The sequence below is a fragment of the Ralstonia sp. PBBBR1 genome (genome assembly GCF_002256165.1).
GTDB classification, from domain to species: Bacteria; Pseudomonadota; Gammaproteobacteria; order Burkholderiales; family Burkholderiaceae; genus Ralstonia; species Ralstonia thomasii.
Genome location: NZ_NKIL01000005.1, coordinates 232,999 through 258,515 on the forward strand (window position 1 = coordinate 232,999; position 25,517 = coordinate 258,515).

Genomic DNA, 25,517 nt, shown 5'->3' on the forward strand with positions numbered 1-25,517 from the left:
CATCGCCACTTATAGGAGGAATTCGCCCGCCAGACCAGCCCGGATTCTCCCGAGCCATGCGCTCATTGCGAGCGCGGCGGAAAACGCAGCGAGCGACCACCGCCCAGGCTTAGCCACGCCCAGGCCGTTGCAGCCACGACCACGCCCAGCACGACGATCCATTGAGCGCTGACGAGCATCAGCTCGATCGTGCCGGCCATGTCCGGCAGAATCTGCGGCCAGGCGGGCGCAAGCCAGCCGTCGGCGTCGAACCATGCGCCGCGTCCGGCACCTGTGGCGAGTTCCACCGCCAGCAGCGCCGCATTGACGGCCGCGAATGCCATGCCGCTGTGTGTCAGCAGGCGGCTGAACACCGGCAGTTCATACAGGGGCTTCATATATTGGATGTGCCGCGTGAGCGACCACGCGCACACGATGAGCAACGCAACGCTGATGGCCACCATGGGCGCCGGGCTGCGCAGGCACACGCCCAGCGCGATCCACGCCAGCGCATTGATCTCGTGGCGCCGATAGATGCGCAGCGCACGCGCCGCGTGCAGCAGGCCGATCGGCGGAACATCAGGGGGAACACCGGCAGACGCCATGATGTGCTCCATGAGCGGAGGGTTGGTGCGGCGCCGCACGTCCTGTAGCTGGGCAGCCCGCAACTGCTTGCAGTGTACCGACGCGTTTTCACCGGCGCGAGTTCAAACAGCATCCTTCCGCCAAATGACGGACGCGCACCGCGCTCAGGCCTCGCGCAAATGCTCGATCAACTGGCGTGCGAAGACGGGCAGGTCATCGAAATGGCGCACGCAGATCCGCAGCAGGCGCGTCGCCCAGGCGTCGGTCAGGCGCACCCGGCGGATGCCCATGGAGCGCTGCAGCCGGATCGCCGCATGCTCGGGAATGACGCCCACGCCCACGTTGCGTTCCACCATGCGGCAGACGGCGTCGAAACTGCGTAACCGCACGCGGTATTTGAGCCGATGGCCGGCGCGTGCAGCATGCCCCGCCAGATACGCCTGCAATGCGTTGTCGCCCGTCAGGCCGACAAAATCTTCGTGCAAGGTTTCAACGAAGGCCAGCTCACGGCGCTCGGCCAGCGGGTGTTCGCGCGCGGTCACCAGCACAAGGCGGTCGTGGCGGAACGGAAAGGTCTCCAGCCCCGACAAGTCGACCGCGTCGTTGACGATACCGATGTCGGCGCGCCCCTGCGCAATCGCTTCCACAATTTCGTGGCTCACCAGCTCTTCCAGGTCGACGTCGACCTCAGGATGAGCGGCCAGGAAAGCGCTGAGCGTTTCCGGCAGGAACTCCGTCATGGCAGCCGTGTTGGAAAGCAGCCGCACGTAGCCCTTGAGGCCACGCGCGTATTCGCCCAGCTCACCGCGCATGCGGTCCATCTGCTGCAGGACGACGCGAGCGTGGTGAACCAGCGTGCGGCCGGCAGCGGTCGTTTCCACACCGCGACGATTGCGGGTCAGCAACGGCGCGCCCAGTGCGTCTTCCATGCCGCGGATGCGCGCGCTGGCCGATGCCAATGTCAGGTGCGCGCGTTCTGCCCCCGCCGTGATGCTGCCGGCTTCGGCGGTATGGAGGAAGAGTCGGAGGTCGGTCAGATCGAAGCGCACGATACATCTCAAAAGTGGCATGAGCCTCAGTCTCACACTGAGGCTTGGTCAATGTATCGCAGATTGCAGCGTGGCAACCAGTGTCCGAAACTGAGGCATCTCACAACACAACATCCCCAACTTCGCCCCCAATGGAATCTGCCACGCTGCTGCTTTTTGGCGCGGGCCTGCTCGCCGGCATGATGAATGCCCTGGCGGGCGGCGGCTCGTTTGTCACCCTGCCCGCGCTCATGTTCGCAGGGGTTCCGTCGGTGTTTGCCAATGCGTCGAGCACGGTCGCGCTGCTACCCGGCGCGGCCACGTCGGCGTGGGCGTATCGCGCGGACTATCGCGGGTTCGGGCACGTCTCGATGCGCGCCATGGTGGGGATCAGCCTTATGGGGGGGCTGTTCGGCGCGCTGCTGTTGATGAACACGTCGTCTCGCGCGTTCGATTTCATCGTGCCGTGGCTGCTGCTGGTCGGCTCTCTGGCGTTTACCTTCGGCAAACAGGTCGGTGTATGGCTGCGCCAGCGTGTGCAGATCGGGCGGACAACGCTGCTGGTGGCGCAAGGTGCGCTGGCCATCTATGGCGGCTATTTTGGCGGCGCAGTGGGGATCATGATGATGGCGGTCTGGGCACTGTTCGGCCACGACGACATCAAAGCACTGAACGCCTCACGCACCTTGCTGGTGGGCGCGACCAACCTTGTGGCGGTGGCCTGTTTTGCGCTGGCAAGCATGGTGTGGTGGCCGCAGACGCTGGTCATGCTGGTGGCCGCCACCCTGGGCGGTTATCTCGGCGCGCATGTTGGCAAGCGTTTGCCGGAGCCGGTTGTGCGGGCGTTGATTTCCACTTTCGGCTTTTCGATGACGGCGCTGCTGTTCTGGCGCGCCTGGTCGCACGTTTGAGCATGAGGAGAAACGCCATGTCGCACATGCAGCCTCATCCGACACGCCGCCCGCCCGCGCCGCGCGCCTATCGCTATCCGCTGTCCCATCGCGCCACGCTCAGTGCCTGGCACGCCCACATTACCGAGACCCCATCTGCCGAACCGGAAATAGCGGGCGCGCAAGCGGTGTTCTACATCGCGCGCAGTGTTGCAGTCTTGCTGGCCGCCGTGGCCGTGGGCCTGGGAGCCGCATCCAACGACGCGGAACGCCCGTCCACGGCATACCCCTCTTCTTCGCAGGCGACAACGCGCTGAGGGCGCGCTAATATCCGCCCCGCCGCAGCACAGACCGGTATCGACCGGACAAAGAAAAAGCCCGCGGGCCGGGGGGCGGGCGGGCTTAACATCTTCAGCCTTTGACGACGAAAGATGGTCGGGTGTGCTTTGTGAACGAGCAATGCGCCGGAATTCACAAAGCGGGGCCATTATAAAAAGTGCACGCCCCCCGCCATACCCCAACAACGAGGGGGGTCCGCGTCGTTTTCCGATTAGTCCCTGAGCGCTGTATCCAGTGCCTGCGGCGTCAGCAACCCACTCGACGCGTGGCGCTTGCCGTCGGGGCGCAGGATGATCGTGCGCGGCATCTCGCCCTGCCAGCCGGGGTCGAGCGCGGCGCGCAGGCGCTCCGGCATGTCTTCGGCATTGGTGTACTGCGGCACGCGGGCGAGGCCGATCCTGCCGTCGTGTGCCAGCGGCGCCAGTGCGCGGTTGAGCATCTCAGCCTGGTCAGGGCCGTCCATCGACACCATCACCACATCCACAGTCTGCTTGGCAGTGCGCCGCCATTGCGCAATGCGCGCGATGTTCTCGCGGCAGTAGCTGCATTCCAAGGACCAGATTTCGACGATCAGCGGCCGCGCGTGTGGCGTCTGAAGCAAGGTCGGCACATCGCGCGCATGCAGCGGCTGGAACTGCAGCGCGCCTGCGGCCTGCGCGGTAAAAGCGGCGGCAGATAGCGCCAAGCCCATCGCAAAGGATTTCCATCGGGTATTCATTTCGATGCCTCCAATGATGGATTGGACGGACTGACATTGCTGATATCGATCAGCCGATAGCCCTCGGCCTGCGTGCGCCACGACAGGTAAACATGGCCATCGCGCGCGAGCAGTTGCGGATGATCGCTCCCACTATCGGTGTTTGCCGCGCTGGCGGGCGCTGTCCAGTGCGCGCCGTCGTCGGTCGATCTGCGCAGCAGGATCTGCATGCGGTCGTCGGCAAACTGTTTCCACGCCAGCCACAGGGCGCCGTCTGCCGCGAGCATCGCTGGGTGCGATGCCTGTGCACCGGCTTGTGCCGAACCGCCAAAGGCCCATGCTCCGCCGATTGGCTTGCCGTCTGCCGAGAGCCGGCTGTAGAACAGGCCGGGCTTGTCTTGCAGCACCGAAAACCACGCCATGTGCCGCACACCATCGGCCGTAACGGCCAACGCGGGGCCATGGTGCGGACACGCATCGACGCGCCACTCCGAAAACGTCGCGCGCGTGATGGCAAGCGGTGTGTTACCAATGGGTAATGTTGCCAATGCGTGGTCGCGGATCTGCCCGGCAAACACATTGCGCCACAGTGCGAGCATGTGGCCATCGGCATCGGGGGCAAGCGCAATGCGGCAGCATTCGCAGGTCTGGTCGATGACCTTGCGCTCGGGCGCAAAGGTGGCGCCGCGGTCAGTCGAAACGGTGTAGTAGACCGCCGCTCCGGCGTACGGCTGTTTGGCCGCTTGTGCAAGCAGCAGGTCGCGCTTGTCGATCCACGTGACGAAGATGCGGCCTGCGCCGTCGACCGCAATCGAATCGAAGCGGTGCGTGATCGGCTGGCGGTCGTGGTGGACGGTGACCGGCGCACTCCACGTCCTGCCGCCGTCAAGCGAGCGCGAGAAACGCACGAAGCCCGTATAGGGCGCGTCGAGCGGGCGCGACCAGCTCACATACAGCGCACCGTCCGGGCTGGCGATAACCTTCGGGCGGTTCTCGCCGTCGGTGTAGATCGGCTCGGGTTGCGGGTTCACTCGCTGCGGCGCGGACAGTGTCTTGCCGAGATCGCCGGACGACGCTACCACCACGTGCTGCCCTTCCGCCCACGTCACCCACAGACGCCCAGCTTTGTCGAACGCGGCCGTGGTGGCGAGCTGCGGTTTTGCGGCAGGCTTGGCTGCCATGGCACCGTGATCGTGGCCTTCGTGCGCGGGCGCCACCGTTGCTGCGAGCGTCAGCAGCGCACCGGCAACAAATCGAGGAATCGACTGCATTACAGACGCCATTTCAGTTGTCCATAGAAGGTGCGCGACGGATACGGGTGGTACACGAAGTACCGCCGGTCGGTCAGATTGTCGACGCCCAGCGCCAGCGTGATGTGCTTGTCGATACGGTAGCTAGCCTTGAGGTCCACGGTGAAGAAGCTGCTCGTGCCACCGTAGACATTCGGCAGCACATCGGTGTTGTCGAGCGTGCCGTACTGCCGCCCGGAATACCGCACGCCCGCGCCCACCGTCCAGTCAGGCGTGGCATGCCAACTCGCAAAGAGATTGGCGCGCACGCGCGGCATGCGCGGCCAGGTCTTATCGACGTAAGTCGGGTTGGCAGCGTCGGCCAGCGTCTTCGATTGCGTGAAGGCGACGTTGGCTTCGACGTCCACGCCACGCACGCCCGCGCCTTGCAAAACGTCCTGCCCCGAGTACGCCAGTTCGATGCCGCGTGTGCGCACGCGATCCACGTTCTGCACGTTCGTCACGTTGGGCGTAACGGTGATGTTGGTCTGCGTGTAGATGCTGTCGCGCACGTCGCTCTGGAACAGGCTGGTACGCAGCACGCCGTAGGGCACGGCCTGCTCGACGGTGAAGTCGAAATCATTGGCGCGTTCAGGCTTGAGGTTCGGGTCGTTGTTGACGATCGTGTTGCCGCTGATCGTGCCCTGGAACAACTCCGCCACCGTCGGAAAACGCACCGCACGGCCGTACGACAGGCGCAGCAGCGTATCTTGCGTCGCCTGCCACTGAATGGCGGCCTTGGGCGAAAACGCGCCTTCGGTGCGGCTGGCGTAGCCCAACGTGCTCGTGCCGTTGCCGAGCTGGCCGTTGTAGGCGCGCCAGCTTTCGTAGCGCAGGCCCAGCGTGGCGAGCCAGCGGGGCGCAAACGCCCACGCGTCCTGCAGGAAGACGGCCTGCGTTTGCGTGTCGCCCTGGTAGCTGGATTTGAGCGTGGATAGTGTTTCCGTCGACCAGTTCGTCGCGTTGAAAGTCTGGTTGCGCAGGTGGTATTGGTCGTAGTGGTAGCCGGTCGTGAAGGTATGGCCGGACACCGTGGGCGACGTCGCCTTGATGTCGAAGTTGGACCAGCCCGTACCGTCGCCGTAGAACACCGTGCCGGGCCCATTGCCGGCCGCCGTGTTCGACGCGCGCAGGATGTCACGTGAGACGTTGTAGGCCGACGCGTTGGTGTCGATCTTCCAGCCGCCGATCTTGCCCTTCACGCCCAGGCCGTAGAGCCAGTTTTCCTGGTCGCCGTTTTGCGGGGCGAAGGTGTTCGGGGCGATCGTGTACGGCGTGCCGTTGATCAGCACATTGCCGCCCGTGACGGTGTTGCCGGCCGCGTCGCGCAGGAAGCTGAGCGCCTGATCGTTGAAGTGGTTCTCCCAGTGGCCCAGCGTGAGCGACGCCTCCAGGCTGTCGCTGAATACGTAGCCGAATCGCAGCGTCTCTTGCAGTTGCTGCGTACGCTCCAGCATCTGCGGCCCGAGAATCACGCGCGGCTGGCCATTGGGGCCGAGATCCTGCCGCGCACCCGTGACCGGCACCGGCGTGCCGCCTGCGGTGAACCGGGAGTTGGGCGTGGCGTATTGCATCGGTTGGCTGTCGTTCTCCAGCCGGTCGACTGACAGCGCATACCAGAACTTGCCGATGCGGTCGCCCAGCGATGCGCTTTCGTGGTTTCCGGTGACGTTGCGCGAAAAGCCGTAGGCATCGTTGTAATGCTGGCTCATGATCTGCGTCTGCGCCGCGGCCTCGAATTTTTCTGGGCGGCGCAAGGTCATCGCGATGGTCGTCCCCATCGAGTTGCCAGGCAGCAGCGCCGAGAACGGCCCATACAAAATATCGACGCGCGCAAGTTCATCCGGCCCGACCATGGACCAGCGCGGCGGGTAGCTGTAACTGGAGCCAAGCAGGTTCGAGAGCAGGACGCCGTCGGCATACAGCAGACCGCGTGCGCTTTGGATCTCGTTGAAGTCGCGGCCGGCGAAGATGGAGTTGCGGTCGCCAATGAAGCGGCGGCGCACCATCACATTGGGCTGGTATTTGACGGCGTCTTCGGCAGTGACGACGTTGCGATCGGCCAGTTGATCGGCTGTGACGCTCTGCACGACCGCCGGCGTATTGCGGGCGAACGGCACGGGGTTGGCGTTGGCCCGCACCACGGTGGGCGCGAGTTCCTGCGTGACGGGCGCGGGCACGGATGCCGCATCCTCGGCAGCGAAAGCAGACATTGGTGCTGCTGCGCTCAGCGCGAGCGCAGCGCGGCACACGAGCGTGCGCTTAAGGGCGGCGGCCCCAGCGCGCTTGTGGAATGACATCGGAAAGGTCTCCGGATTGCGATGGCGTGGACCCAAACGGGGCCGAACGCAAAGGCGCCACGGAGCAACCTCCGCAGGCGCGTCAGATCGACAACGACGGAGAAACAGGAGGCGCGCGCGACCCGGCCACGCGCAGCGCACTGCGCGCATACACGGGCGCCGGGGTGGCCGGCTGCCGCACGCGATAGACGAAATGGGCAGAGGGAACATCCAGCGCTGGAACCGAGGCCAGCGCCAGCCCGGCTGCAAACCCCGGGCAATACAGGCAGTGCGCCACGCTGTGGTGGGCGGTCGAATCGTCGGCAGAGCCATCGCCTTGCAAATCGATAGCAACCTGCACGGTGCTGCCATGCGGTGCCGTTGCGCTGCACAGCTCGACGTCAAGCGTGCCCGTGGCCGCCGCGCGTGCGGAAGCGAGCACCGGCGACAGTACGTTCAGTACGATCGCAAGCCAGACGAGGAAGAGCCAACGGCGATGGAGCATGGATGGACAACGTCAGAATGTGTGGAGTATAGCGCTGCACACAGTTCCCCGAATTGCGTGCGGCACAGTGCCGCGCATCGGCAAATCGACGGAAATTGACTGGCACTTCGATCGGAATTAGCCTTAATTATTGGATCTACTATAATTTATACTGATTTCCATAATCAGATCTAAAACAGGGCTTCCCATGGATTCCGACACCGATACCGGACGCTTCAGCTTCCACCGCCAGGACCTCGCCAACACGCTGTGCGACAGCCTGGAAGGCAAGGGTCTTGCCGATGCGCGCTCCGGCCTGTTCCTGGCAGCGCCCCGGCGTACCGGCAAAAGCACGTTCCTGCGCGAAGACCTGGTGCCGGAGGTCGAGCGCCGCAAGTGGATCGCCATCTACGTCGATTTATGGGCCGATCGCGCCCGCGACCCCGGCCTGCTGATCGCCGACGCCATCAAATCGAAGCTGGCGCAGTTCGACGGCCCGATCGCGAAGCTCGCCAAGCAGGCCGGCATGGAGAAGGTCGACGTGTTGCGCACGTTCACGTTCAACCTCGGCAAGATCGGGCTGCCGCCGGGCATTACCCTGGCCGACGCGCTCGATGTGCTCTACAAGGCGGTGCAGCGGCCGGTCGTGCTGATCATCGACGAGGCGCAGCACGCGCTGTCCACGGAGGCCGGCACCAATGCCATGTTCGCGCTCAAGGCCGCGCGGGACCAGATGAACCAGGGCGTGGACGAACCGCGCCTCTTCCTCGTCTTTACGGGGTCGAACCGCGACAAGCTCGCCAACCTGCTGCTCAATCGCACGCAGCCGTTTTTCGGCTCGCGCGTGACCAACTTCCCGCTGCTCGGGCGGCCGTATGTGTCGGCGTACACGGCGTGGGTCAACCAGCATCTGGCGCCGAACAACCAGTTCAAGGAAGACGACATGTTTGCCGCCTTCCAGCTCGTCGGGCACCGGCCGGAGATGCTCAAGGGCATCGTCAGCGAGATCGCCCTGGAGCTGGGTGAAGCCGCCAGCCTGGGCGAGTTGCTCAAGCGCGGCGCGCAGGGTTTTCGGGACCGCATCTGGGGCGAGATCGAAAGCGACTACAGCGCGCTGACGGAAATCCAGCGTGCCGTGCTGGCGGTGCTGATCGAGCGCGGGCAGGGCTATTCGCCGTTCTCGGAAGAGTCGATGAAGGCGTATGCGGCCAAGCTCGGCCACAGCGAGTTTTCTACCGCCACGGTGCAGGCCGCGCTGGACGCGCTGCGCGACAAGAACCTGATCTGGAAGGAATCCCGCGGCGCCTACGCACTGGAAGACGAAAGCCTGGCGCTGTGGTTTCGTGAGACGCGGGGCACGCATGCCGTGCCGCCGAAGCTGAGCGAATAGCGCGGCTGAGGCGATCATCCCGCGGCACGCAATGGCTTGCGCCCGCTACACTGGACAGACGACACAACAATATTCGGGGAGCAGCCAAATGGCACGCAATCGCACCACGTGGCGCGCGCTCACGGCCGCGTTTTTCCTATTGACGGGCGTCGGCACGGCTGCCGCGCAAGACACCACACCCGTACAGGCACCGGCACCGACCCCGAACTGTCCGCCACCCGCCTCAAGCTTCATCCCCAAAGACGGTTGGACCGCCGCCGCGCAACGCGCGACGGACCACGGCCTGCTCTGGCGCATCGAAAAGAACGGTCACACCTCGTGGCTCTACGGCACGATCCACGTTGCGCGGTCCGACTGGATGCTGCCCGGCCCCACCGTGCGCAGCGCGCTTCAGCAGGTTGATAGCATCGCGCTCGAACTCGACCTGCTCGACAAGGACACCGACCGCACGCCGCTAACCGCGCAAAACAGCGCAGAAGACCGCCGGCTCCTGACCGGCCGGCGCGGCGAGCGCTTCAACAAACTGCTCTCCGCGGCGTGCCTGCCCGACACGGCCCTCACGCAGATCCGCAAGTTCCAGCCGACCATGCAACTGGCGTCGCTGGCGGTGCTGGGGGTTCGCACGGACGGGCTTTATCCCGATTTCGGCATCGACCTGTTTCTCACCACCTACGCCAAGAGCGTGCACCTGCCGATTGTGCCGCTCGAAACGCTGGCGCAGCAGGTGCGCGTGCTCAACGAGATCGTGCCGAAGAACGAGGTCGCGCAGCAATTCGATACCGTGCTCGACGCGATTGAATCGGGCGAGGCGCGCACGCAGACGCTCACGCTCGCCAATGCCTGGGCCGACAGCGACCTCAGCACGCTCGAGCACTACCCGCAGTGGTGCGATTGCCTGAAGACGGCGTCGGATAAACGCGCATTCCAACGCTTGGTGACGCACCGCAACCGCGCCATGGCCGAGAACATTGCGCGCGTGCACAACAGCGGCCAGCGCGTGTTTGGTGCTGTGGGCGCGTTGCATATGATCGGGCCCAAAGGAATTCCTGCGCTGCTGGCGGCGCGCGGATACAAGGTCACGCCGGTGTTGCCGGCGATCACACCGCGCTAGCGCGTACGCGTTTTCCGGTCAGCGCTTTTCCGGCGGCGTCGATCCGACAGCCGCTGCCAGTTCGGCATGCGCGGCCAAGTCCGCGCGGCGATGGGCGCCCCCCACTACGCGCCGCTGCTGCTGCGCATGGCCGCCATCGCATCGGTCATCAAGGTATCGGATGAAGATTTGCGCCAACTGTTTCCCGGTGATGCCGATCCGCTCACCACGCTGCGCACCCTCGCGCCGCAAGCCGACATCCTGCTCACGCTCAGGGCCCACGGCATGGAATGGCTGACAGCGGCGCACGGCGGGCAAGACGATGCGCGTATCACCCAACCGGCCTTTGCCGTGCCGGTGGCGGACACCGTCGGCTGCGGCGATGCCGCGATGGGCGCCTGGCTGGCGAGCCAGTTGCAGTCGCCCGGGGCGCCCGTGCAGGCGCATCTGCGCCAAGCTGCTGCGGCGGCCGCCCTCACCGCCACGCGCGCCGGCGCATACGCGGGCACGCAAGCCGAAATCGATGCGTTGCTGCAGGCGCATGCCGCCTCGCCGGCCTGAGGTCGCCTGAGACCGGTTGGCAGCGTGGCGCTGCATGCCACAATCTGCGCCATCTGCGTCTTGATCGCTTCGAGGGGCCGTTTTGGAACTGCTTCGTATTGCCGTGCTGTTTGCCTTCACCGCCGTGGCGGAAATCGTCGGTTGTTATCTGCCGTGGCTCGTGCTCCGGCAAGGCAAGCCGTTCTGGCTCCTGCTGCCGGCGGCCGCCTCGCTCGCGCTGTTTGCGTGGTTGCTGACATTGCACCCGGCTGCGGCCGGCCGCACCTATGCGGCATACGGCGGGGTGTATATCGCCGTGGCGCTTGTGTGGCTGCGTCTGGTCGACGGTGTGGCGCTCACCCGCTGGGACATCGGCGGCGCGGCTATAGCGTTGACGGGGATGGCCGTGATCGCCCTGCAACCGCAGGCCAATTGATCGGATTGCGCACGATATTTAGGTTTTCCTGAGCGAAACGGAACCCTAAGCCGCCGCCACGATCGGAGGGTGGATCATGGCTACGGCCATCGCGCTACGCGCCGGTCGCCCCTCACCCAACCGCTTTTTTTGTCCTGGAGGCCGCGATGCCTGCCATCACCCTCAAACACCTTGTCGTGGCCACGATGCTGATGACCGCAGCGATGACCGCCTCGGCGCTCACCACGTCAACGTTCACCTTCACCGATCAGGACCTGCACGGGATGCTTGCGCACAGCCAGCCTCCGCAGCCGATCCAGCCGGCCAAAGCCACCGAATCGGCGTCTCATGACCGGCTCCGCGTCGGCCTGAGCGATCCGGGCACGCAACTCGTGCTGCCCTGGTTCCTGGCGGATCTGGTGGATGCGGTCAACCGGCGGGCATCCCCGCAAGACTTCGCGAAAAAGCTGCGGGACGGGATCTGATCGGCCACCGTCGCCGGCCTTCCGTCCGACGCGCTCACTTTCCGCAGGCAGGCATCACAGTGCTGTATATTCATACAGTTATTTTTTGTGACGCCCTGCCGTGCTTGCCGCCTCCCCCACCCCAGACACCGCCAATGCGCCGGCCACGCCGGGTTACCTGGCCCAGCTGAACGACCAGCAGCGCCAGGCGGTCGAGTTCGGTATCTCTGGAGCGGACGCGGCGGAAACCGGGCCGCTGCTCGTGCTGGCCGGCGCAGGGTCCGGCAAGACGCACACGCTGGGCTGGCGCGTGGCGCATCTGGTGGCCAACGGCGCCGATCCGCAACGCATCCTGCTGCTGACGTTTTCCCGCCGGGCGGCGAGCGAACTGTCGAACCGTGCCGGCCACCTGCTGGCGCGAGCCATGCAGGGCGAGCGATCGAACAACGCCCTCAATTCGGCCGGCACGTCGTACAAGACCACGCTGCCCTGGGCGGGCACCTTCCACGGCATCGGCGCGCGCCTGCTGCGCGAATATGCCGAGCGCGTGGGCCTCGCCCCCGATTTCACCATCCATGACCGCAGCGACTCGGCCGATCTGCTCAACGTCGTGCGCCATGAGCTGAACCTGTCGACCAAGGAACGCCGCTTCCCGCTCAAGCAGACCTGCATTGCGATCTACTCGCGCGCCATCAACGCCGAGAGCCCGCTGAACGCCGTGCTGAAGCACCATTTTCCGTGGTGCGCGATGTGGGAGACGCAACTGCGCACGCTGTTCGATGCATATGTCGAAGCCAAGCAGGCGCAGCACGTGCTCGACTACGATGACCTCCTGCTCTACTGGCACGCGATGTCGTCCGACGCCGAACTGGCGGCCGAGATTGGCGCCCGTTTCGACCACATCCTCGTCGACGAATACCAGGACACCAACCGGTTGCAGTCATCCATCCTGCGTGCGTTGCGCCCGGACGGCCGCGGTGTGACCGTGGTGGGCGACGACGCGCAATCGATCTACGCATTTCGCGCGGCGACGGTACGCAACATCCTCGATTTTCCGCGCCACTTCTCGCGGCCGGCGCACACGGTGCTGCTGGAGCGCAATTACCGGTCAACGCAACCGATTCTGGATGCCTCCAACGGCGTGATGCGTTTTGCCACGGAGCGCTTTGCCAAGACGTTGTGGACGGACCGCGCATCGACGCATCGTCCGCGCTTGATTTCGGTGCGTGACGAAGCCGAGCAGGCGCGTTGCGTGGCCGAGCAGGTGCTACATCACCGTGAAGGCGGGCTGACGCTGAAATCGCAGGCGGTGCTGTTTCGCACTGCAAGCCACAGCGCGCCGCTGGAGATCGAACTCACGCGCCGCAACATCCCATTCGTGAAATACGGCGGCCTCAAGTTTCTGGAAGCCGCGCATGTGAAGGATGTGCTGTCGGTACTGCGCTGGGCCGAGAACCCGCGCAGCCGCATTGCCGGGTTTCGCGTGATCCAGTTGCTGCCAGGTGCAGGCCCCGCCACGGCGGCACGCGTGCTCGACGCCATGGCGGAAGCGGCGGACCCGATTGCCGCGCTGCTCGCCTACGAGCCACCGGCGCGGCTGGCCGGCGACTGGTCTACGCTGATGGCGCTCATGCAAACCCTGCGCGCGCCCAAAGACAGCCTGGAATGGGCTGGCGAACTCGAAGCCGTAGGCGCTTGGTACTCGCCGCACATGGAGCGCCTGCACGACGACGCGGCCGTGCGCCAGGGCGATCTCGACCAGCTCGCCCGCATGGCCGCAACGTACGCCACCCGGGAGCGCTTCCTGACCGAGATGACGCTCGACCCGCCCGAGTTGACCAGCGATGAATCGGGCGACCCATACCGCGACGAGGACTACCTGATCCTCTCGACGATCCATTCATCGAAAGGTCAGGAATGGAAGGCGGTGTATGTGCTGAATGCCGTGGACGGCTGCATGCCGGCCGATCTGGGCGCCGGCTCGCACGAAGAACTGGAAGAAGAACGCCGGCTGCTCTACGTGGCGATGACCCGTGCGCGTGAGCACCTCGACATCCTGGTGCCCCAGCGTTTCTACGTCACCCAGCAAACACCCAATGGCGATCGGCACATCTACGCGTCGCGCACGCGCTTCATTCCGCCTGCGCTGCTGCCGCTGTTCGAAGCCTGCGCATGGCCGGAACCGGAGCCCGGTGCAGACCCCGCAGCCGAGGCGCGTGCCGCGGCCAAGGTCGACCTGAGCAAGAAGATGCGCGGCTACTGGAAAAAGTAGTCAGCCCGGTCGCCGGCGCGCGCGCTCAATGTACTTCCATCTCGGGTCGCTTGACCACCTGCGTTGACTCGAAGCGCGAGAGCTGGGCAAAGATCCACGCGGCCGCGCAGGTCATGACGCCCACGCAGACAAACGTCTTGTGGAACGCCGCCAGCGTGTCGCGCCCTTCCGGTCCGGCGGTGAAGTCGGTAAAGCCCGTCAGCAACGCGCCGGCTGCGGCCACGCCCAGGCTCATCGACAGCATCATCACCATCGAGAGCATGCTGTTGCCCGCGCTGGCCAGGGGGCCCGTCAGGTCCTTGAGCGTGAGCGTGTTCATTGCCGTAAACTGCATCGAGTTGAACGTGCCGAAGATCGCCAGTTGCACGATGCGCAGCCACACCGGCACGTTGGGCGTCATCACCGCAAAGCTGGCCATCATCAGGCCGACCATGACCGTGTTGACGGACAGCATGCGGCGATAGCCGTAGCGCTTGATGGCCCAGGTGCCCAGCGGCTTGGCGGCCATGCCGGCTGCGGCCACCGGCACCATCATCAGCCCGGCCTGCAGCGGCGTGTACCCCAGGCTCACCTGCAGCAGCAGCGGAATGAGGAACGGCATCCCGCCGCTGCCGATGCGTGCAAACAGGTTGCCGAGCACACCAATGGAAAAGCTCGGAATACCGAACAGCGTGCGCGGAAACAGCGGCCCGGCCACACGCCCCGCGTGCAGCCAATAGGCGGTGAGTGCGGCCAGACCGAAGACCAGCAGCACCAGCACCGTCGCGTGCTGGAAGCCGAGCTCCGACAGCCCGTCGAGCGAAAACGATACCGCCGCCATGCCGAAGGCCAGCATCAGATAGCCGGACCAGTCGAAGCGGCTGTCGTCTTCTGCGTGCACATCGGGCATCACCTTGAGCGTGACCAGCGCGCCGATCACGCCCACGGGAATGTTGATCAGGAAGATCCAGTGCCACGACACGGCTTCCACCAGCCAGCCCCCCAGCGTCGGGCCGATCAGCGGGCCGATCAGCCCCGGGATGGTGACGAAACTCATGGCCGGCAAGAACTGCTCGCGCGGCACCACGCGCAGCACCGTCAGCCGCCCCACGGGCATCAGCAGCGCGCCGCCCACACCCTGCACCACGCGCGAGGCAATCAGCATGGTCAGGCTGCGGGACTCCGCGCAGAGCAAGGAACCAATGGTGAAGAGAAAGATGGCAGCAAAGAACATCTTCCGCGTGCCGAAGCGATCGGCCAGCCATCCCGACGCAGGCATCAGCATGGCGGTCGTCAGCGTGTAGGCGATGATGACCGACTGCATCTTCAGCGGGCTTTCCGACAGGCTGCGTGCCATGGCCGGCAACGCGGTGTTGACGATCGTGGAATCGAGCGTCTGCATGAACAGTCCCATCGCCACCAGCCAGAGCAACGGTTTCAGAGAGGTGTCGAGGGAGGCGGAGGGCGTGGTGGGCATGGGGCGGGGGCAGAACCGGCAGATGTGCGACGCAGCCGTCATTGTGGCGTGCCTGGCCTGAGCCCGCAAACGCTGATTCCCGCTCGACAGGCGTATCCGCCCTACGGCCGACAAGGGCACTGCGCTCTGCCTATACTGAAGCGTTCATCTCAGTCTCCTCGTGCCCTCGCTCCTGCCATGACCACCCGTACCGAACGCGACACCTTTGGCCCCATTGAAGTCCCCGCCGACCACTTGTGGGGCGCACAAACGCAACGCTCGCTGCAGAACTTCGACATTGCAGGCGACCGCATGCCCCGCGAGCTGATCGACGCGCTCGCCCGCATCAAACGTGCCAGCGCCACCGTCAACCAGCGGCTCGGGCTGCTGTCCGCAGACAAGGCCAACGCCATCGTGGGCGCCGCCGATGAAGTCATCGCCGGCAAGCACCCGAATGAATTTCCGCTGGTGGTCTGGCAAACGGGTTCGGGCACGCAGACCAACATGAACATGAACGAGGTGCTCGCCAATCGCGCCAGCGAGCTGCTCGGCGGGGAACGCGGCGAAGCACGCCTCGTGCATCCGAACGATGATGTGAACCGCAGCCAGTCGTCCAACGATGTGTTCCCGACCGCGATGCACGTGGCTGCCGTAACGGCCATCACGCACCATCTGATTCCATCGCTGCGCACGCTGCGGGAGACCCTCGCCAAGAAAGCTGCCGACTTCAACGACATCATCAAGATCGGCCGTACGCACCTGCAGGATGCGACGCCGCTCACGCTGGGCCAGGAGTTCTCCGGCTACGTTGCACAGTTGCAGCACAACGAAACGCACCTGAACGCCGCCCTGCCACACCTGTGCGAACTCGCGCTGGGTGGCACGGCGGTCGGCACCGGCCTCAACGCACCGGCCGGTTATGCTGAACAGGTGGCCGAAGAGCTGGCGCAACTGACCGGCCTGCCTTTCATCACCTCGCCGAACAAGTTCGAGACCATGGCGTCGGCCGATGGCCTTGTGCATGCGCACGGCGCGCTGAAAACGCTGGCAGCCAGCCTCACCAAGATCGCCAACGACATCCGTTGGCTGGCCAGTGGACCACGCAGCGGGCTGGGAGAAATTTCCATCCCCGAGAACGAGCCCGGCTCGTCAATCATGCCCGGCAAGGTGAACCCCACCCAGAGCGAAGCGGTGACGATGCTGTGCGCGCAGGTGTTCGGCAACGACGTCGCCGTGAACGTGGGCGGCGCGTCGGGCAACTTCGAGCTGAACGTATTCCGTCCGATGATCGCCTACAACTTCCTGCACAGCGTGCGCCTGCTGGCCGACGGCATGCGCAGCTTCAACGATCACTGCGCCGCGGGCATCGAGCCGAACCGCGACCGTATCGACGAGCTGGTACAACGCTCGCTGATGCTGGTGACAGCGCTCAACCCGCATATTGGCTACGACAAATCGGCGCAGATCGCCAAGAAGGCGCGCAAGGAAGGCACCAGCCTGCGCGAGGCCGCGCTGGCGCTTGGCTATGTCACCCCCGAGCAGTTCGATGCGTGGGTGCGGCCGGAGAACATGGTTGGCCGCTAAGTAAACTATCATGGGCCCGCGGCTTGCTATGCGCGGCCTATCCCTTTTCCTTTTCCATTGCCCGTTTCAAGAGCGCCGGCCCGGCCGGTGCGCCTTGCGCATGAAACCCGCTCCCATCCCCACGAACGAACCCGAACGTCTTGCCTCGCTGCAAGACATGCTGTTGCTCTCCACACCCGACGAGGAGTTGTTCGACCGCGTCACGCGCACGACCAAGCGCGTGTTCGACGCCCCGATTGTGCTCGTGTCGCTCATCGACGCCCAGCGTCAATGGTTCAAATCCTGTATCGGCTTGAACGTGCGCGAGACCGGGCGCGACATCTCGTTCTGCGGCCATGCCGTGGCCGAAGACCAGATGCTCGTCATTCCAGACACCAAGGCCGACCCGCGCTTTGCCGACAACCCGCTCGTGACGGGCGCGCCGCATATCCGCTTCTATGCTGGGCGGCCGGTCAGGAATCTGTCTGGCTATGCCGTGGGCACGCTCTGCGTGCTCGACAAGAAGCCGCGGTCGTTTGACCAGGCCGAGCGGGAGCTGCTCAATGACCTGGCCAGTTGGGTGGAATCGGGATTTCGCGAGCGCGAACTGAGCGAAACGCAGCGCTCCATCCTGACCGAGCTGCAGATTGCGCGCCACGAAAGCCTGACGGATCCGATGCTGGGCATCTGGAACCGGCGCGCCGCGATGGAACTGCTCACGCGCGAGTGCGGCCACGCGATGCGGTACGGGCAGCCGCTTTCATTGCTGGTGGTGGATGTTGACCACTTCAAGCGCGTGAACGATACCTACGGCCACCCGGTGGGCGATGCGGTCTTGGTTGAGATCGCTCGCACGCTGCGGGTGAATTCGCGCCCCATCGATGCAGTGGGCCGCTACGGCGGCGAGGAATTCCTGGTGGTTCTGCCCGATACGACCACACTGCAGGCCAGCGACATTGCGGAACGCCTACGCAGCGCGGTGGAGTCGCTGGAGATCGCCACGCCGGAAGCCAACATCCGCAGCTCCATCAGCGTAGGCCTGGCAAGCTGCGAGCCGGAGAAGAACCTGCGCACGCCGACAGACCTCATCATGCGTGCTGATGCCGCCCTGCTGGCCGCCAAACGGCTGGGGCGCAATCGCGTGATATTCGACGGACAGCCGGTGTAGATCAGTGGGGCGCGGGCTCGCCGCCGCGGCGGGCGACGCGCACGTCAACCCGTTCCGGCGCCAACGCGCGCTCGAACACGGCGCGCGCGGCATGCGTTGTGCCGGTGCCGCACATGAACGCGTCGATGGCGGCAAACCCGTGCTCGGGCCAGGTGTGAATCGAAAGATGCGATTCGGCGAGCAGCAACACACCGGTCACGCCGCCCTGCTCGCCACCGGGCAAACCGGCGCGCACGGAATCGAAGCGATGCAGATGTGCATGCAGGATGGTCGCACCCAGTGCGTTGGCAGCATCGCGCAGTGCGGTTTCGAGTGTGGCCGCATCGCGCAACAGCACAGGCGCAACGCCATACAGATCGAGCAGCAGATGCTCGCCCACGGCGGCGGGTGCTTCTTCCACAGAAAGCGCTGCATCGGTGCGCGTCACTTGTGGCCCCCGCTAAAACCACCGCCATAACCGCTGCCGCCCGATGAGCCGCCCCAGTAAGACGACGACCCGCCCGAGCTGCTGCCGTACGACGGCGTGCGCGGCGCGGCAAAGCCGGCCTTCCAGTCCATATAGGTGGCGCCAATCACCACGGCCACGGCATAGAGAACGAACCAGTTCTTCATTCCCCGCCCCCAATCTTGGCGACCAGCCACGCGGGCACCAGCAACAGCAACGCCGCGAAGAACGTGATACCAAACACCGAGCCCGGCGCCATGAAGAACGGCACGAGGTTCAGCAGACCGAGCAGCACACAGGCGACCACCGCCACCGTCATGTAATTCGACGACGCCTTGGCCGGCTCGGCGACAACCTTGCCGAACCAGGCCTTGATCTGCGCGGCACTCACGGGCGTGCTCTTCGACCACGTGAGCTCATGCGCGTCGCTCTCCGCAGCCAAGCTTTCCCCGCCGGCGGTGTATTCAACAACGCGCGCCTGGTCACCTGTTTGCACGCGCCAGTTAAAGGCCCCGGCGGCGTAGGTCACGCGCGAGGTGTAGTCCTCGTCGCGGGCGTAGACCTTGCCGTCGAGCACCGCGGTGCGCCCGTCGTTCCGGGTGGGCCAGCGGTCGAGCACGTTGGCGCGGAACCAGCCGTCATCGGTTTCGACCATCCAGCTGAAACTGCGCTTGGGCGTGTACAGCAGGTATTCGAACCATTCGCCGCCGCCGTCGACCACCGCGCGGCGCATCACGCCGATCACCTGCCATTGCGGGCCATCGATGAGCGCCTTGTCGCCCAGCTCCAGCGTGGTGGCTACCTGCGGGACCGAGCGTGCGCGCGCGATGACGTCGCCGCGCGGCGTGGCCGCATCGATGGCCGCGCCGCAGCCGGGGCACAGTACATGGCCCGTCACGCCGGGGCTGAACGGGATCGACGTACCGCACTGCGGGCAGTCGAGATTCGTGAGCTTGCCCGGGACGCGGCCTGCGGTCTCCTTGATCTCGGCGTCGGTGCGCAGAAGCTGGCACTTGAGCACATCGAGCGTGGTGGCTTCGCCCACGTAGAGCGTTGGCGCCGTGCCATCGGAGTAGTCCAGCGTGATGAAAGCGTCTTCGCGGCGGCCATCGGCCACACGCGCGTGCCAGCCTTCGCCCACGCGGAACGGCAATTCGCCCTGGCCGCCGGTGCAATCGGCTTCGCGCACGTCGGACAGCGTGAACTGCTTGCCCTCGGCATCGTACAGCTGCCCCGGGCGCAGCCCCTCAAACGCGACCGCATTGGCAGGCGTACCGCGCGCGAAGGTCATCGTGACTTGTCCGGACGCTTCCGCCAGCCAGCCATCGGAGCCGTCGTCAAACAGCACGTACCACTCGTTCCAGAAACCCGCGTCGTAACGCAGCTGGATGCGGCCGACAATTGTGAACGCCTTGTTCTTGTAGCGCCCGGTGGTGCCGATCTGCACGCGTGCGTAGTCCTCCAGCACGGCGGACATCTTGCCGATGTCGGAAAGCGTCTCGCCGTCGCGCAGCAACGTGCTCTTGCAGAAGCTGCACACCGCCATGACGGCAGCTGCAGACTTCAGTTCCACCGGCGCGCCACACGCCGGGCAGTTGGCATGAAACATGGTCAGGTCGTTCGATTGCGCAAAAGATTGCGCAGAAAAACGGGCGGCTTGCGATGCCGCCCGGTCATCCGATCAGCGGGCCGGGGCTCAGCCTCCGGTCAGCGCCTTCAGCACGGCAGCCTTGCCGGCATCAAAGTCTGCTTGCGTGATGAGGCCCTTGTCGAGCAGTTCCTTGAGCTTGGCCAGGCGTGCGGTGGGGTCGTCGGCTGCCGGAGCAGCTGGGACGGCGGCGGCAGATTGCGCTGCAGGAGCAGCCGCACCGCCAGCGTTGCCCTGCACAGCGGTACGCAGGCTGTCGGCCATGGCCTGGCCCATTGCCAGCCCTGCCGCCAAACCCGCACCCGTACCGGCGATGCCGCCCTCGTTGCGTGCCGCCAGCGGCAGCGATTCGGCCGTCTGGTATTGCGTGAAGCGCTGCATGTCGCCGGTCATGTCCATGCTGATCCGGCGGTCCAGCGCGGCCTGCAGTTCGTCCGGCAGCGTGACGCTGGACACCTGGAAGCTGTCGAGCGCCAGGCCGTACTGCGTGAACTGCGGCAGCAGCGCCTCGCGCACCTTGTTCGACATCAGCATCTGGTTGGCGGCCAGGTCCAGGAAGGGCACGCCGGATTCGCCAAACGCCGTCGCCATCGCACCCATGATGACGGGGGCGAGTTGCGCCTCGACTTCATCCACGGTGTAGATGTCGCGTGTGCCGCTCACCTGCTGGTAGAAGAGCTTCGGATCGGCCACGTGGTAGGCGTACACGCCAAAGGCGCGCAGGCGGATCATGCCGAAATCCTTGTCGCGCACCGTCACGGGCTGCGGCGTGCCCCAGCGGCGGCCCAGTTGCTGGCGCGTGCTGAAGTAGTAGACGTCGGACTTGAAAGGGGACTCGAACAGCTTGTCCCAGTTCTTCAGATACGTGAGAACGGGCAGCGTCTGCGTGGTCAGCTTGAAGGTGCCGGCGCCAAATACGTCGGCGATCTGGCCTTCGTTGACGAACATCGCCATCTGCGAGTCGCGCACGACCAGGGTGCCGCCGTTCTGGATTTCCATGTCCTGCATCGGATAGCGCCAGGCGAGCACGCCGTCTTCGCTCTCCGTCCATTGCAGGATGTCGATGAACTGCTTCTTGATGAAACTGGACAGGCTCACAGCAGACTCCTTCGCGATGACTCGCGGGGCAGGAACAATCAGGACAAGGTCACGACAGGCACGCGGCGTTGATCACGCCAACGGCCAGCGCGCTCACGCCAAACAGCATACCGGCGGCGATGTTGTTGTGCTCGATCTGCAGCCGGTAGTCCGGCATCAGCCGCGTGAGCACCAGGAACACGATCAGCTGCACCACCGACGCCATCACCGCCCAGAACAGGAACGGCACCAAGCCATCGGCATGCGTGATGCTCGACGCGATGGTCAGCACGAAACCGAGCAGCGCCCCGGCCAGCGACAGCGCCGCGGCGATATTGCCTTCGCGGATCAGCTTGAACTCGTCATACGGCGTCAGGCGCAGGTAGATGAAGAAGAAGCCGGAGAACACCACGGCGCCCGCCAGCAGGTGCGAGGCATAGGCGATCACGGGAGCGGTCATGTCGGGCATGGGAAGAGGCCGAGCAGTACATAGGTGGCGCCACTATAGCGGCTGATGCGCCGCTTGCGTACCCCCCGATGCAGCCCCGCACCAGGCGGCTCGCAGGCCGGGAAAAAAGGCGGCACAATCGCGCTCGCCTTGGCATCCGCCGTTTGTTAACGCCCCTTCATTTTCCACCCCCGCAGCATGTCGACGCCGCAGCCTGACGCCACATACGAACCTACGCAGCCTTCGGGCCGCGGCAATGCCTTGCTGGTCCTCGCCGTCTTTGTGGTGGCCTCGTGCGGGCTCGCTTACGAATTGATTGCCGGGGCATTGGCTTCGTACCTGCTGGGCGATTCCATCCTGCAGTTCTCTTCCATCATCGGCGCCTATCTGTTTGCGATGGGCATCGGCTCGTGGCTCTCGCGCTACGTGGCCGATGACGCGCTGCTTGCCCGCTTTGTCGATCTGGAATTGCTGGTCGGGCTGTTTGGCGGCGTGTCTGCCGCGGCGCTGTTTGCGTTGTTTGCGCTGGAATCGGCGCCGTTCCGCCTGGTGCTGTACGCGCTGGTGACGGTGATCGGCGTACTGGTCGGCATGGAGATCCCGCTGGTGATGCGCGTGCTGCATCGGCGGCAGGCAAAGTTCTCCGATCTCGTCAGCCGCGTGCTGACGTTCGATTACCTTGGCGCGCTGGCGGTGTCGCTGCTGTTTCCGCTGGTGCTGGCGCCGCGCCTGGGGCTGGTGCGCACCGGCTTCCTGTTCGGCCTGTTCAATACCGCGATTGCGGTCTGGACGCTCTGGCACTTCCGCGCCGAGCTGGCGCTTTCGGCCCGCATGCGTACCGCGATGGCGTGGCGCGCCGGCGCGGTAGCGGCAGCATTGCTCGCGGGCTTTGGCGCGTCAGACAAGCTCACGCACTGGTCGGAGCGCGCGCTCTTTGGCGACGAGATCATCCACGCGATTTCCTCGCCGTATCAGCGGCTGGTCGTCACGCGCTGGAAAGACGACCTGCGCCTGTACATCAACGGCAACCTGCAGTTTTCCTCGCGTGACGAATACCGCTATCACGAGGCGCTGGTGCTGCCTGCGCTCGAAGCCGTGCGCGGTGCGCGGCGCGTGCTGGTGCTGGGCGGCGGCGACGGCCTCGCGCTGCGGCAGATCCTGAAGTACCCACAGGTAGAGCGCGTGACGCTGGTCGACCTGGACCCGCGCATGACAAACCTGTTCTCGCACGCCGAGGCACTGGTCGCGCTCAATCAGCATGCGTTCAGTGACCCGCGCGTGACGGTGGTCAACGCCGATGCTGCGCAATGGATGCAGACCGCCACCGACATGTTCGATGTGGCCATCGTCGATTTTCCGGACCCTTCCAACTTCAGCATCGGCAAGCTGTATTCGGTGCCGTTCTACCGGCTGCTGTCGCGCCATGTGGCGGATACGGGCCTGGTTGTCATTCAAGCCACGTCGCCCTATTTCGCGCCGCGTTCTTACTGGTGTGTGGATGCGACGCTGAAGGAAGCCGGTTACCGCACGTGGCCGTACCACGCGCTGGTGCCGTCCTTTGGTGAATGGGGCTTCATCCTGGCCGCACCGGGCCGCGCGGATTTCCAGCCACCCACCTCGTACCGCGTGCCGACACGCTTTCTGGATGCCGACACCACGCATCAGATGTTCAGCTTCGCGCCCGACATGCCGCGCCCGAAAGTAGAGCCGAACCGGCTGAACAATCAATCGCTGGTGCGGTATTTCGAAGAAGACTGGCACGGCGTGCTGCGCTGATGGCAACGCGACGCAGCTTTCTTGTGGGTGCAGCCGCTGCCGGTGTAGCCGCGGCGGGTGCCGCTTCGTGGGGGGGCTTTCGCGCCTTTACTGAAATCACGCCCAGCGTGCGCATGCCCGGCCAGACTGCCGGCCATCAACTGCGCGACCTGCGCGTGCTGCCGGCACCATCGGAAACGCGGCGCGTGGGCGTTGCCATCTGCGGCAGCGGCATTGGCGGATTAAGCTGCGCGTGGCGGCTGGCAAAAGGCGGCCGGCGCGACGTGGTTGTCGTCGAGGGACCGGAGCGCTATGGCAATGCCGCGGGCGGTGCGTTCGGCACGCAGCGCTTCCCCACGGGGGCGCATTATCTGCCGCTGCCGTCGATGGAATCGACGCACGTGCGCGAGATGCTGGCCGACTTTGGCGTGATCGAGCGCGATCCGTTTGCGCTGCGCCCGACATACGACGAACGCGTGCTCGTTCATGCGCCCGATGAACGCCTGTGGCTGGGCAACCGCTGGCAAGACGGCTTTGTGCCGCACGAAGGCGTTACCGAGGCGGAGCGCGCCGAGCACACCCGCTTCTTCGCCCAGATCGACAGCCTGCGCCATAGCAAGGGAGCCGACGGCCGCCGCATCTTTGCCGTGCCGACAGCGCTCTCGTCTGCAGACCCGGCATGGCGCGCGCTCGACAGCCTCACCTTTCGCGAGTGGCTGCACCGCGAGGGCTACCGCGCCACAACGCTGCACTGGTATGCCGACTACTGCTGCCGCGACGATTACGGCGCCACCGCCGATCATGTTTCCGCCTGGGCCGGCATTGCGTACTTCGCCAGCCGCGGCGGCATGGCGAGCAACGCCGAACAGGGCACGGTGCTCACGTGGCCGGAAGGGTTGGACTGGATGGCCAAGCGCCTGTTCGAAGCCGCCGGACTGAACGAACCAGGCCGCATGCTCCCGGGCAGCGCCGCGCGCATCGGCACAACCACCGAAGCCGGCGCATGCGTCTTCGCAGATATCCTGCAAGCGGATGGCCGCGTCGTGCGCCTGCTAGCCGATCACGTGGTCAGCGCGATGCCGCTGCACGTTGCCAAACACATCGTCGACGGCTTTGACGTGCCCGCCGCCGAGTTGCCCGAAACCGCACCGTGGCTGCTCGCCAACCTGCTCATCGACGGCTTTCCGCCCGAACACGACGACACGCCGCTGGCGTGGGACAACGTGGTCTATCGCGGTACGGGGTTGGGATATGTGGTCGCCAATCACCAGGACATTCGCGTCGGGCCGCCCGCGCAGAGCGTGTTCACGGCCTACGTGGCGCTGTCGGACATGACACCGAAGGCCGCGCGTGAATGGCTGCTGAAGGCATCGCCGCAAACGCTGCTCGATCGTGCGCTGGCCGATCTCGATACGGTGTACGGCATCCGCCTGCGCACGCAGATCCGCCGGGCCGACCTGACGCTACGCGGCCATGCGATGGCGATTCCCACACCGGGCTTTCTCTCCAGACCCGGCATTGCGCGCCTGCGTGAGAGCGCCGGGCCGATCCACTACGCGCATGCGGACCTGTCCGGCTATTCCGTGTTCGAAGAAGCGGCGTGGTGGGGCGATCGGGCGGCCCGGCGCATTCTGGGCAACTGATTGCTCGCTCCGCCGCAGGGCATCAAACGCAACCGTTCGACCTCGGCCATCAGTTCCCACGTGGCTGGGTCGATATCGCTGCGCTCAAGTGCCAGCGACAGGTATGCCCCGATCATGTCGACAAACCCGCGCGCAAATGCGGACGGATAGGCGCTACCCGTGTACTCCATCAGTTGCTGCCGTAGCAGGCGCGGCCGATGCTGTCCGAACTCGCGCACATAGGCTTGCGTTCGGCAGAGGAAGGCGCGCGCTTCCAGCGCACCGTCAAGGTAGACACGGCGTTTGGTGATTGTCATGGGCGGCCTCCGGTTCGCAACGGAACGGGGCACAGCCAAGGTGGAGAGGGAAAAGACGCGGGGCGACGCCCGCCGAACACAACAGTCATGGAGCCTCCTACGGATAGCAAAAGGCCCGACTAATCGCTGCTAAACGAGGGTGGCGGGCCCGACGACAGGGTTAGCAGACCGGCCCGTAGGACGCCGGCGACCCGAAGGTCCCCTGCCCGGCCCGCCGTGGTACAAGCGTGCGCGAGCACGGACGTAAAAAAGCCGCACGAGGCGGCCGTCCGGCCATACGGTAAGAATAGGCTGCTAA

26 protein-coding genes are annotated in these 25,517 nt (G+C 65.3%); 13 read left to right on the forward strand and 13 right to left on the reverse strand.

From position 1 onward, the window contains the following. Positions 1–62: 62 nt before the first annotated feature. Positions 63–584, reverse strand: coding sequence for a hypothetical protein (locus tag CFE42_RS09720; protein ID WP_004627577.1), 522 nt, complete (start codon positions 582–584; stop codon positions 63–65). 144 nt (positions 585–728) lie between these two features. Beyond that, complete coding sequence (locus tag CFE42_RS09725; protein WP_037043611.1) at positions 729–1,613, reverse strand: LysR substrate-binding domain-containing protein; 885 nt, start codon at positions 1,611–1,613, stop codon at positions 729–731. Between the two features lie 131 nt (positions 1,614–1,744). On the opposite strand from CFE42_RS09725, the gene CFE42_RS09730 reads away from it, so the two are divergent. After that, positions 1,745–2,503 (forward strand): sulfite exporter TauE/SafE family protein, encoded by a 759-nt coding sequence (locus tag CFE42_RS09730; protein WP_004627581.1) that lies wholly within the window; start codon positions 1,745–1,747, stop codon positions 2,501–2,503. A 17-nt stretch (positions 2,504–2,520) separates the two neighbouring features. After that, positions 2,521–2,799 carry a hypothetical protein gene (locus tag CFE42_RS09735; RefSeq protein ID WP_004627584.1) on the forward strand — a complete coding sequence of 93 codons (279 nt, stop codon included), beginning with the start codon at positions 2,521–2,523 and terminating at the stop codon, positions 2,797–2,799. 233 nt (positions 2,800–3,032) lie between these two features. Here the strand turns inward: CFE42_RS09735 and CFE42_RS09740 are convergent, their stop codons facing one another. The 4 genes from CFE42_RS09740 to CFE42_RS09755 all read right to left on the reverse strand — a co-directional run bounded on the left by CFE42_RS09740 (position 3,033) and on the right by CFE42_RS09755 (position 7,591). After that, positions 3,033–3,539: a redoxin domain-containing protein gene (locus tag CFE42_RS09740; protein WP_004627586.1), complete on the reverse strand. Its 507-nt coding sequence runs from the start codon at positions 3,537–3,539 to the stop codon at positions 3,033–3,035. Continuing rightward, entirely contained in the window at positions 3,536–4,789 is a 1,254-nt protein-coding gene (locus CFE42_RS09745) for a sialidase family protein (protein WP_004627587.1), read from the reverse strand. The genes CFE42_RS09740 and CFE42_RS09745 overlap by 4 nt, the downstream gene beginning before the upstream one ends. Next, a complete protein-coding gene (locus tag CFE42_RS09750; protein ID WP_004627589.1) occupies positions 4,789–7,107 on the reverse strand; it encodes a TonB-dependent receptor in 2,319 nt (772 codons plus the stop codon). Before CFE42_RS09750 ends, CFE42_RS09745 begins: the two co-directional genes overlap by 1 nt. A gap of 82 nt (positions 7,108–7,189) precedes the next feature. Continuing rightward, positions 7,190–7,591 (reverse strand): DUF2946 domain-containing protein, encoded by a 402-nt coding sequence (locus CFE42_RS09755; protein ID WP_004627592.1) that lies wholly within the window; start codon positions 7,589–7,591, stop codon positions 7,190–7,192. Between the two features lie 187 nt (positions 7,592–7,778). Between CFE42_RS09755 and CFE42_RS09760 the strand changes: the two genes are divergently transcribed. From CFE42_RS09760 to CFE42_RS09785, 6 genes are all read left to right on the forward strand, one after another. Beyond that, positions 7,779–8,960: a hypothetical protein gene (locus CFE42_RS09760; protein WP_004627595.1), complete on the forward strand. Its 1,182-nt coding sequence runs from the start codon at positions 7,779–7,781 to the stop codon at positions 8,958–8,960. 88 nt (positions 8,961–9,048) lie between these two features. After that, entirely contained in the window at positions 9,049–10,071 is a 1,023-nt protein-coding gene (locus CFE42_RS09765; RefSeq protein WP_004627598.1) for a TraB/GumN family protein, read from the forward strand. Between the two features lie 66 nt (positions 10,072–10,137). Next, positions 10,138–10,611, forward strand: a complete 474-nt coding sequence (locus CFE42_RS09770) for a PfkB family carbohydrate kinase (protein ID WP_004627600.1) — start codon at positions 10,138–10,140, stop codon at positions 10,609–10,611. A gap of 82 nt (positions 10,612–10,693) precedes the next feature. Next, positions 10,694–11,026, forward strand: coding sequence for a YnfA family protein (locus CFE42_RS09775; protein WP_004627601.1), 333 nt, complete (start codon positions 10,694–10,696; stop codon positions 11,024–11,026). A gap of 146 nt (positions 11,027–11,172) precedes the next feature. Next, positions 11,173–11,490, forward strand: coding sequence for a hypothetical protein (locus tag CFE42_RS09780; protein ID WP_004627603.1), 318 nt, complete (start codon positions 11,173–11,175; stop codon positions 11,488–11,490). A gap of 100 nt (positions 11,491–11,590) precedes the next feature. Further along, on the forward strand, positions 11,591–13,741 hold the full coding sequence (locus CFE42_RS09785) for an ATP-dependent helicase (protein ID WP_004627604.1): 2,151 nt from the start codon (positions 11,591–11,593) through the stop codon (positions 13,739–13,741). A 25-nt stretch (positions 13,742–13,766) separates the two neighbouring features. Here CFE42_RS09785 and mdtD read toward each other — a convergent pair whose 3' ends face one another. Next, on the reverse strand, positions 13,767–15,134 hold the full coding sequence (gene mdtD / locus CFE42_RS09790) for a multidrug transporter subunit MdtD (RefSeq protein ID WP_235202096.1): 1,368 nt from the start codon (positions 15,132–15,134) through the stop codon (positions 13,767–13,769). On the opposite strand from mdtD, the gene CFE42_RS09795 reads away from it, so the two are divergent. From CFE42_RS09795 to CFE42_RS09805, 3 genes are all read left to right on the forward strand, one after another. Beyond that, positions 15,121–15,258: a hypothetical protein gene (locus CFE42_RS09795; protein ID WP_235202099.1), complete on the forward strand. Its 138-nt coding sequence runs from the start codon at positions 15,121–15,123 to the stop codon at positions 15,256–15,258. The two genes, mdtD and CFE42_RS09795, sit on opposite strands and share 14 nt — an antisense overlap. A gap of 116 nt (positions 15,259–15,374) precedes the next feature. Further along, on the forward strand, positions 15,375–16,760 hold the full coding sequence (fumC, locus tag CFE42_RS09800) for a class II fumarate hydratase (RefSeq protein WP_004627610.1): 1,386 nt from the start codon (positions 15,375–15,377) through the stop codon (positions 16,758–16,760). A 100-nt stretch (positions 16,761–16,860) separates the two neighbouring features. Next, positions 16,861–17,907 carry a sensor domain-containing diguanylate cyclase gene (locus CFE42_RS09805; protein ID WP_004627612.1) on the forward strand — a complete coding sequence of 349 codons (1,047 nt, stop codon included), beginning with the start codon at positions 16,861–16,863 and terminating at the stop codon, positions 17,905–17,907. A 1-nt stretch (position 17,908) separates the two neighbouring features. On the opposite strand, the gene speD is transcribed toward CFE42_RS09805, so the two are convergent. The 5 genes from speD to CFE42_RS09830 form a co-directional block, all read right to left on the reverse strand. Then, the gene (speD, locus tag CFE42_RS09810) at positions 17,909–18,334 is read right to left on the reverse strand and encodes an adenosylmethionine decarboxylase (RefSeq protein WP_004627613.1); all 426 of its coding nucleotides are present in this window, start codon (positions 18,332–18,334) and stop codon (positions 17,909–17,911) included. Continuing rightward, positions 18,331–18,519, reverse strand: coding sequence for a hypothetical protein (locus CFE42_RS09815; protein WP_004627616.1), 189 nt, complete (start codon positions 18,517–18,519; stop codon positions 18,331–18,333). Before CFE42_RS09815 ends, speD begins: the two co-directional genes overlap by 4 nt. Beyond that, entirely contained in the window at positions 18,516–19,961 is a 1,446-nt protein-coding gene (locus CFE42_RS09820) for a DUF4178 domain-containing protein (RefSeq protein WP_004627617.1), read from the reverse strand. The genes CFE42_RS09815 and CFE42_RS09820 overlap by 4 nt, the downstream gene beginning before the upstream one ends. 87 nt (positions 19,962–20,048) lie before the next feature. Beyond that, positions 20,049–21,098 (reverse strand): SPFH domain-containing protein, encoded by a 1,050-nt coding sequence (locus CFE42_RS09825; RefSeq protein ID WP_004627620.1) that lies wholly within the window; start codon positions 21,096–21,098, stop codon positions 20,049–20,051. A 49-nt stretch (positions 21,099–21,147) separates the two neighbouring features. Next, positions 21,148–21,537: a DUF350 domain-containing protein gene (locus CFE42_RS09830; protein WP_024974643.1), complete on the reverse strand. Its 390-nt coding sequence runs from the start codon at positions 21,535–21,537 to the stop codon at positions 21,148–21,150. A gap of 186 nt (positions 21,538–21,723) precedes the next feature. Between CFE42_RS09830 and CFE42_RS09835 the strand changes: the two genes are divergently transcribed. Both CFE42_RS09835 and CFE42_RS09840 read left to right on the forward strand, forming a co-directional pair. Beyond that, positions 21,724–23,301: a polyamine aminopropyltransferase gene (locus tag CFE42_RS09835; protein WP_004627623.1), complete on the forward strand. Its 1,578-nt coding sequence runs from the start codon at positions 21,724–21,726 to the stop codon at positions 23,299–23,301. Further along, complete coding sequence (locus CFE42_RS09840) at positions 23,301–24,923, forward strand: NAD(P)/FAD-dependent oxidoreductase (protein WP_004627626.1); 1,623 nt, start codon at positions 23,301–23,303, stop codon at positions 24,921–24,923. The genes CFE42_RS09835 and CFE42_RS09840 overlap by 1 nt, the downstream gene beginning before the upstream one ends. On the opposite strand, the gene CFE42_RS09845 is transcribed toward CFE42_RS09840, so the two are convergent. Then, entirely contained in the window at positions 24,857–25,219 is a 363-nt protein-coding gene (locus tag CFE42_RS09845) for a hypothetical protein (protein WP_004627627.1), read from the reverse strand. The genes CFE42_RS09840 and CFE42_RS09845 overlap by 67 nt on opposite strands. Positions 25,220–25,517: the final 298 nt, after the last annotated feature.

Coding starts and splice junctions, on each gene's coding strand:
- CFE42_RS09755 (WP_004627592.1), bottom strand. CDS start 7,591: ATGCTCCATCGCCGTTGGCTCTTCCTCGTCTGGCTTGCGATCGTACTG.
- CFE42_RS09740 (WP_004627586.1), bottom strand. CDS start 3,539: ATGAATACCCGATGGAAATCCTTTGCGATGGGCTTGGCGCTATCTGCC.
- mdtD (WP_235202096.1), bottom strand. CDS start 15,134: ATGGGACTGTTCATGCAGACGCTCGATTCCACGATCGTCAACACCGCG.
- CFE42_RS09765 (WP_004627598.1), top strand. CDS start 9,049: ATGGCACGCAATCGCACCACGTGGCGCGCGCTCACGGCCGCGTTTTTC.
- CFE42_RS09750 (WP_004627589.1), bottom strand. CDS start 7,107: ATGTCATTCCACAAGCGCGCTGGGGCCGCCGCCCTTAAGCGCACGCTC.
- CFE42_RS09820 (WP_004627617.1), bottom strand. CDS start 19,961: ATGTTTCATGCCAACTGCCCGGCGTGTGGCGCGCCGGTGGAACTGAAG.
- CFE42_RS09720 (WP_004627577.1), bottom strand. CDS start 584: ATGGCGTCTGCCGGTGTTCCCCCTGATGTTCCGCCGATCGGCCTGCTG.
- CFE42_RS09760 (WP_004627595.1), top strand. CDS start 7,779: ATGGATTCCGACACCGATACCGGACGCTTCAGCTTCCACCGCCAGGAC.
- CFE42_RS09795 (WP_235202099.1), top strand. CDS start 15,121: ATGAACAGTCCCATCGCCACCAGCCAGAGCAACGGTTTCAGAGAGGTG.
- CFE42_RS09830 (WP_024974643.1), bottom strand. CDS start 21,537: ATGACCGCTCCCGTGATCGCCTATGCCTCGCACCTGCTGGCGGGCGCC.
- CFE42_RS09730 (WP_004627581.1), top strand. CDS start 1,745: ATGGAATCTGCCACGCTGCTGCTTTTTGGCGCGGGCCTGCTCGCCGGC.
- CFE42_RS09735 (WP_004627584.1), top strand. CDS start 2,521: ATGTCGCACATGCAGCCTCATCCGACACGCCGCCCGCCCGCGCCGCGC.
- CFE42_RS09805 (WP_004627612.1), top strand. CDS start 16,861: ATGAAACCCGCTCCCATCCCCACGAACGAACCCGAACGTCTTGCCTCG.
- CFE42_RS09770 (WP_004627600.1), top strand. CDS start 10,138: ATGCGCGGCCAAGTCCGCGCGGCGATGGGCGCCCCCCACTACGCGCCG.
- CFE42_RS09845 (WP_004627627.1), bottom strand. CDS start 25,219: ATGACAATCACCAAACGCCGTGTCTACCTTGACGGTGCGCTGGAAGCG.
- fumC (WP_004627610.1), top strand. CDS start 15,375: ATGACCACCCGTACCGAACGCGACACCTTTGGCCCCATTGAAGTCCCC.
- CFE42_RS09745 (WP_004627587.1), bottom strand. CDS start 4,789: ATGCAGTCGATTCCTCGATTTGTTGCCGGTGCGCTGCTGACGCTCGCA.
- CFE42_RS09780 (WP_004627603.1), top strand. CDS start 11,173: ATGCCTGCCATCACCCTCAAACACCTTGTCGTGGCCACGATGCTGATG.
- CFE42_RS09840 (WP_004627626.1), top strand. CDS start 23,301: ATGGCAACGCGACGCAGCTTTCTTGTGGGTGCAGCCGCTGCCGGTGTA.
- CFE42_RS09835 (WP_004627623.1), top strand. CDS start 21,724: ATGTCGACGCCGCAGCCTGACGCCACATACGAACCTACGCAGCCTTCG.
- CFE42_RS09815 (WP_004627616.1), bottom strand. CDS start 18,519: ATGAAGAACTGGTTCGTTCTCTATGCCGTGGCCGTGGTGATTGGCGCC.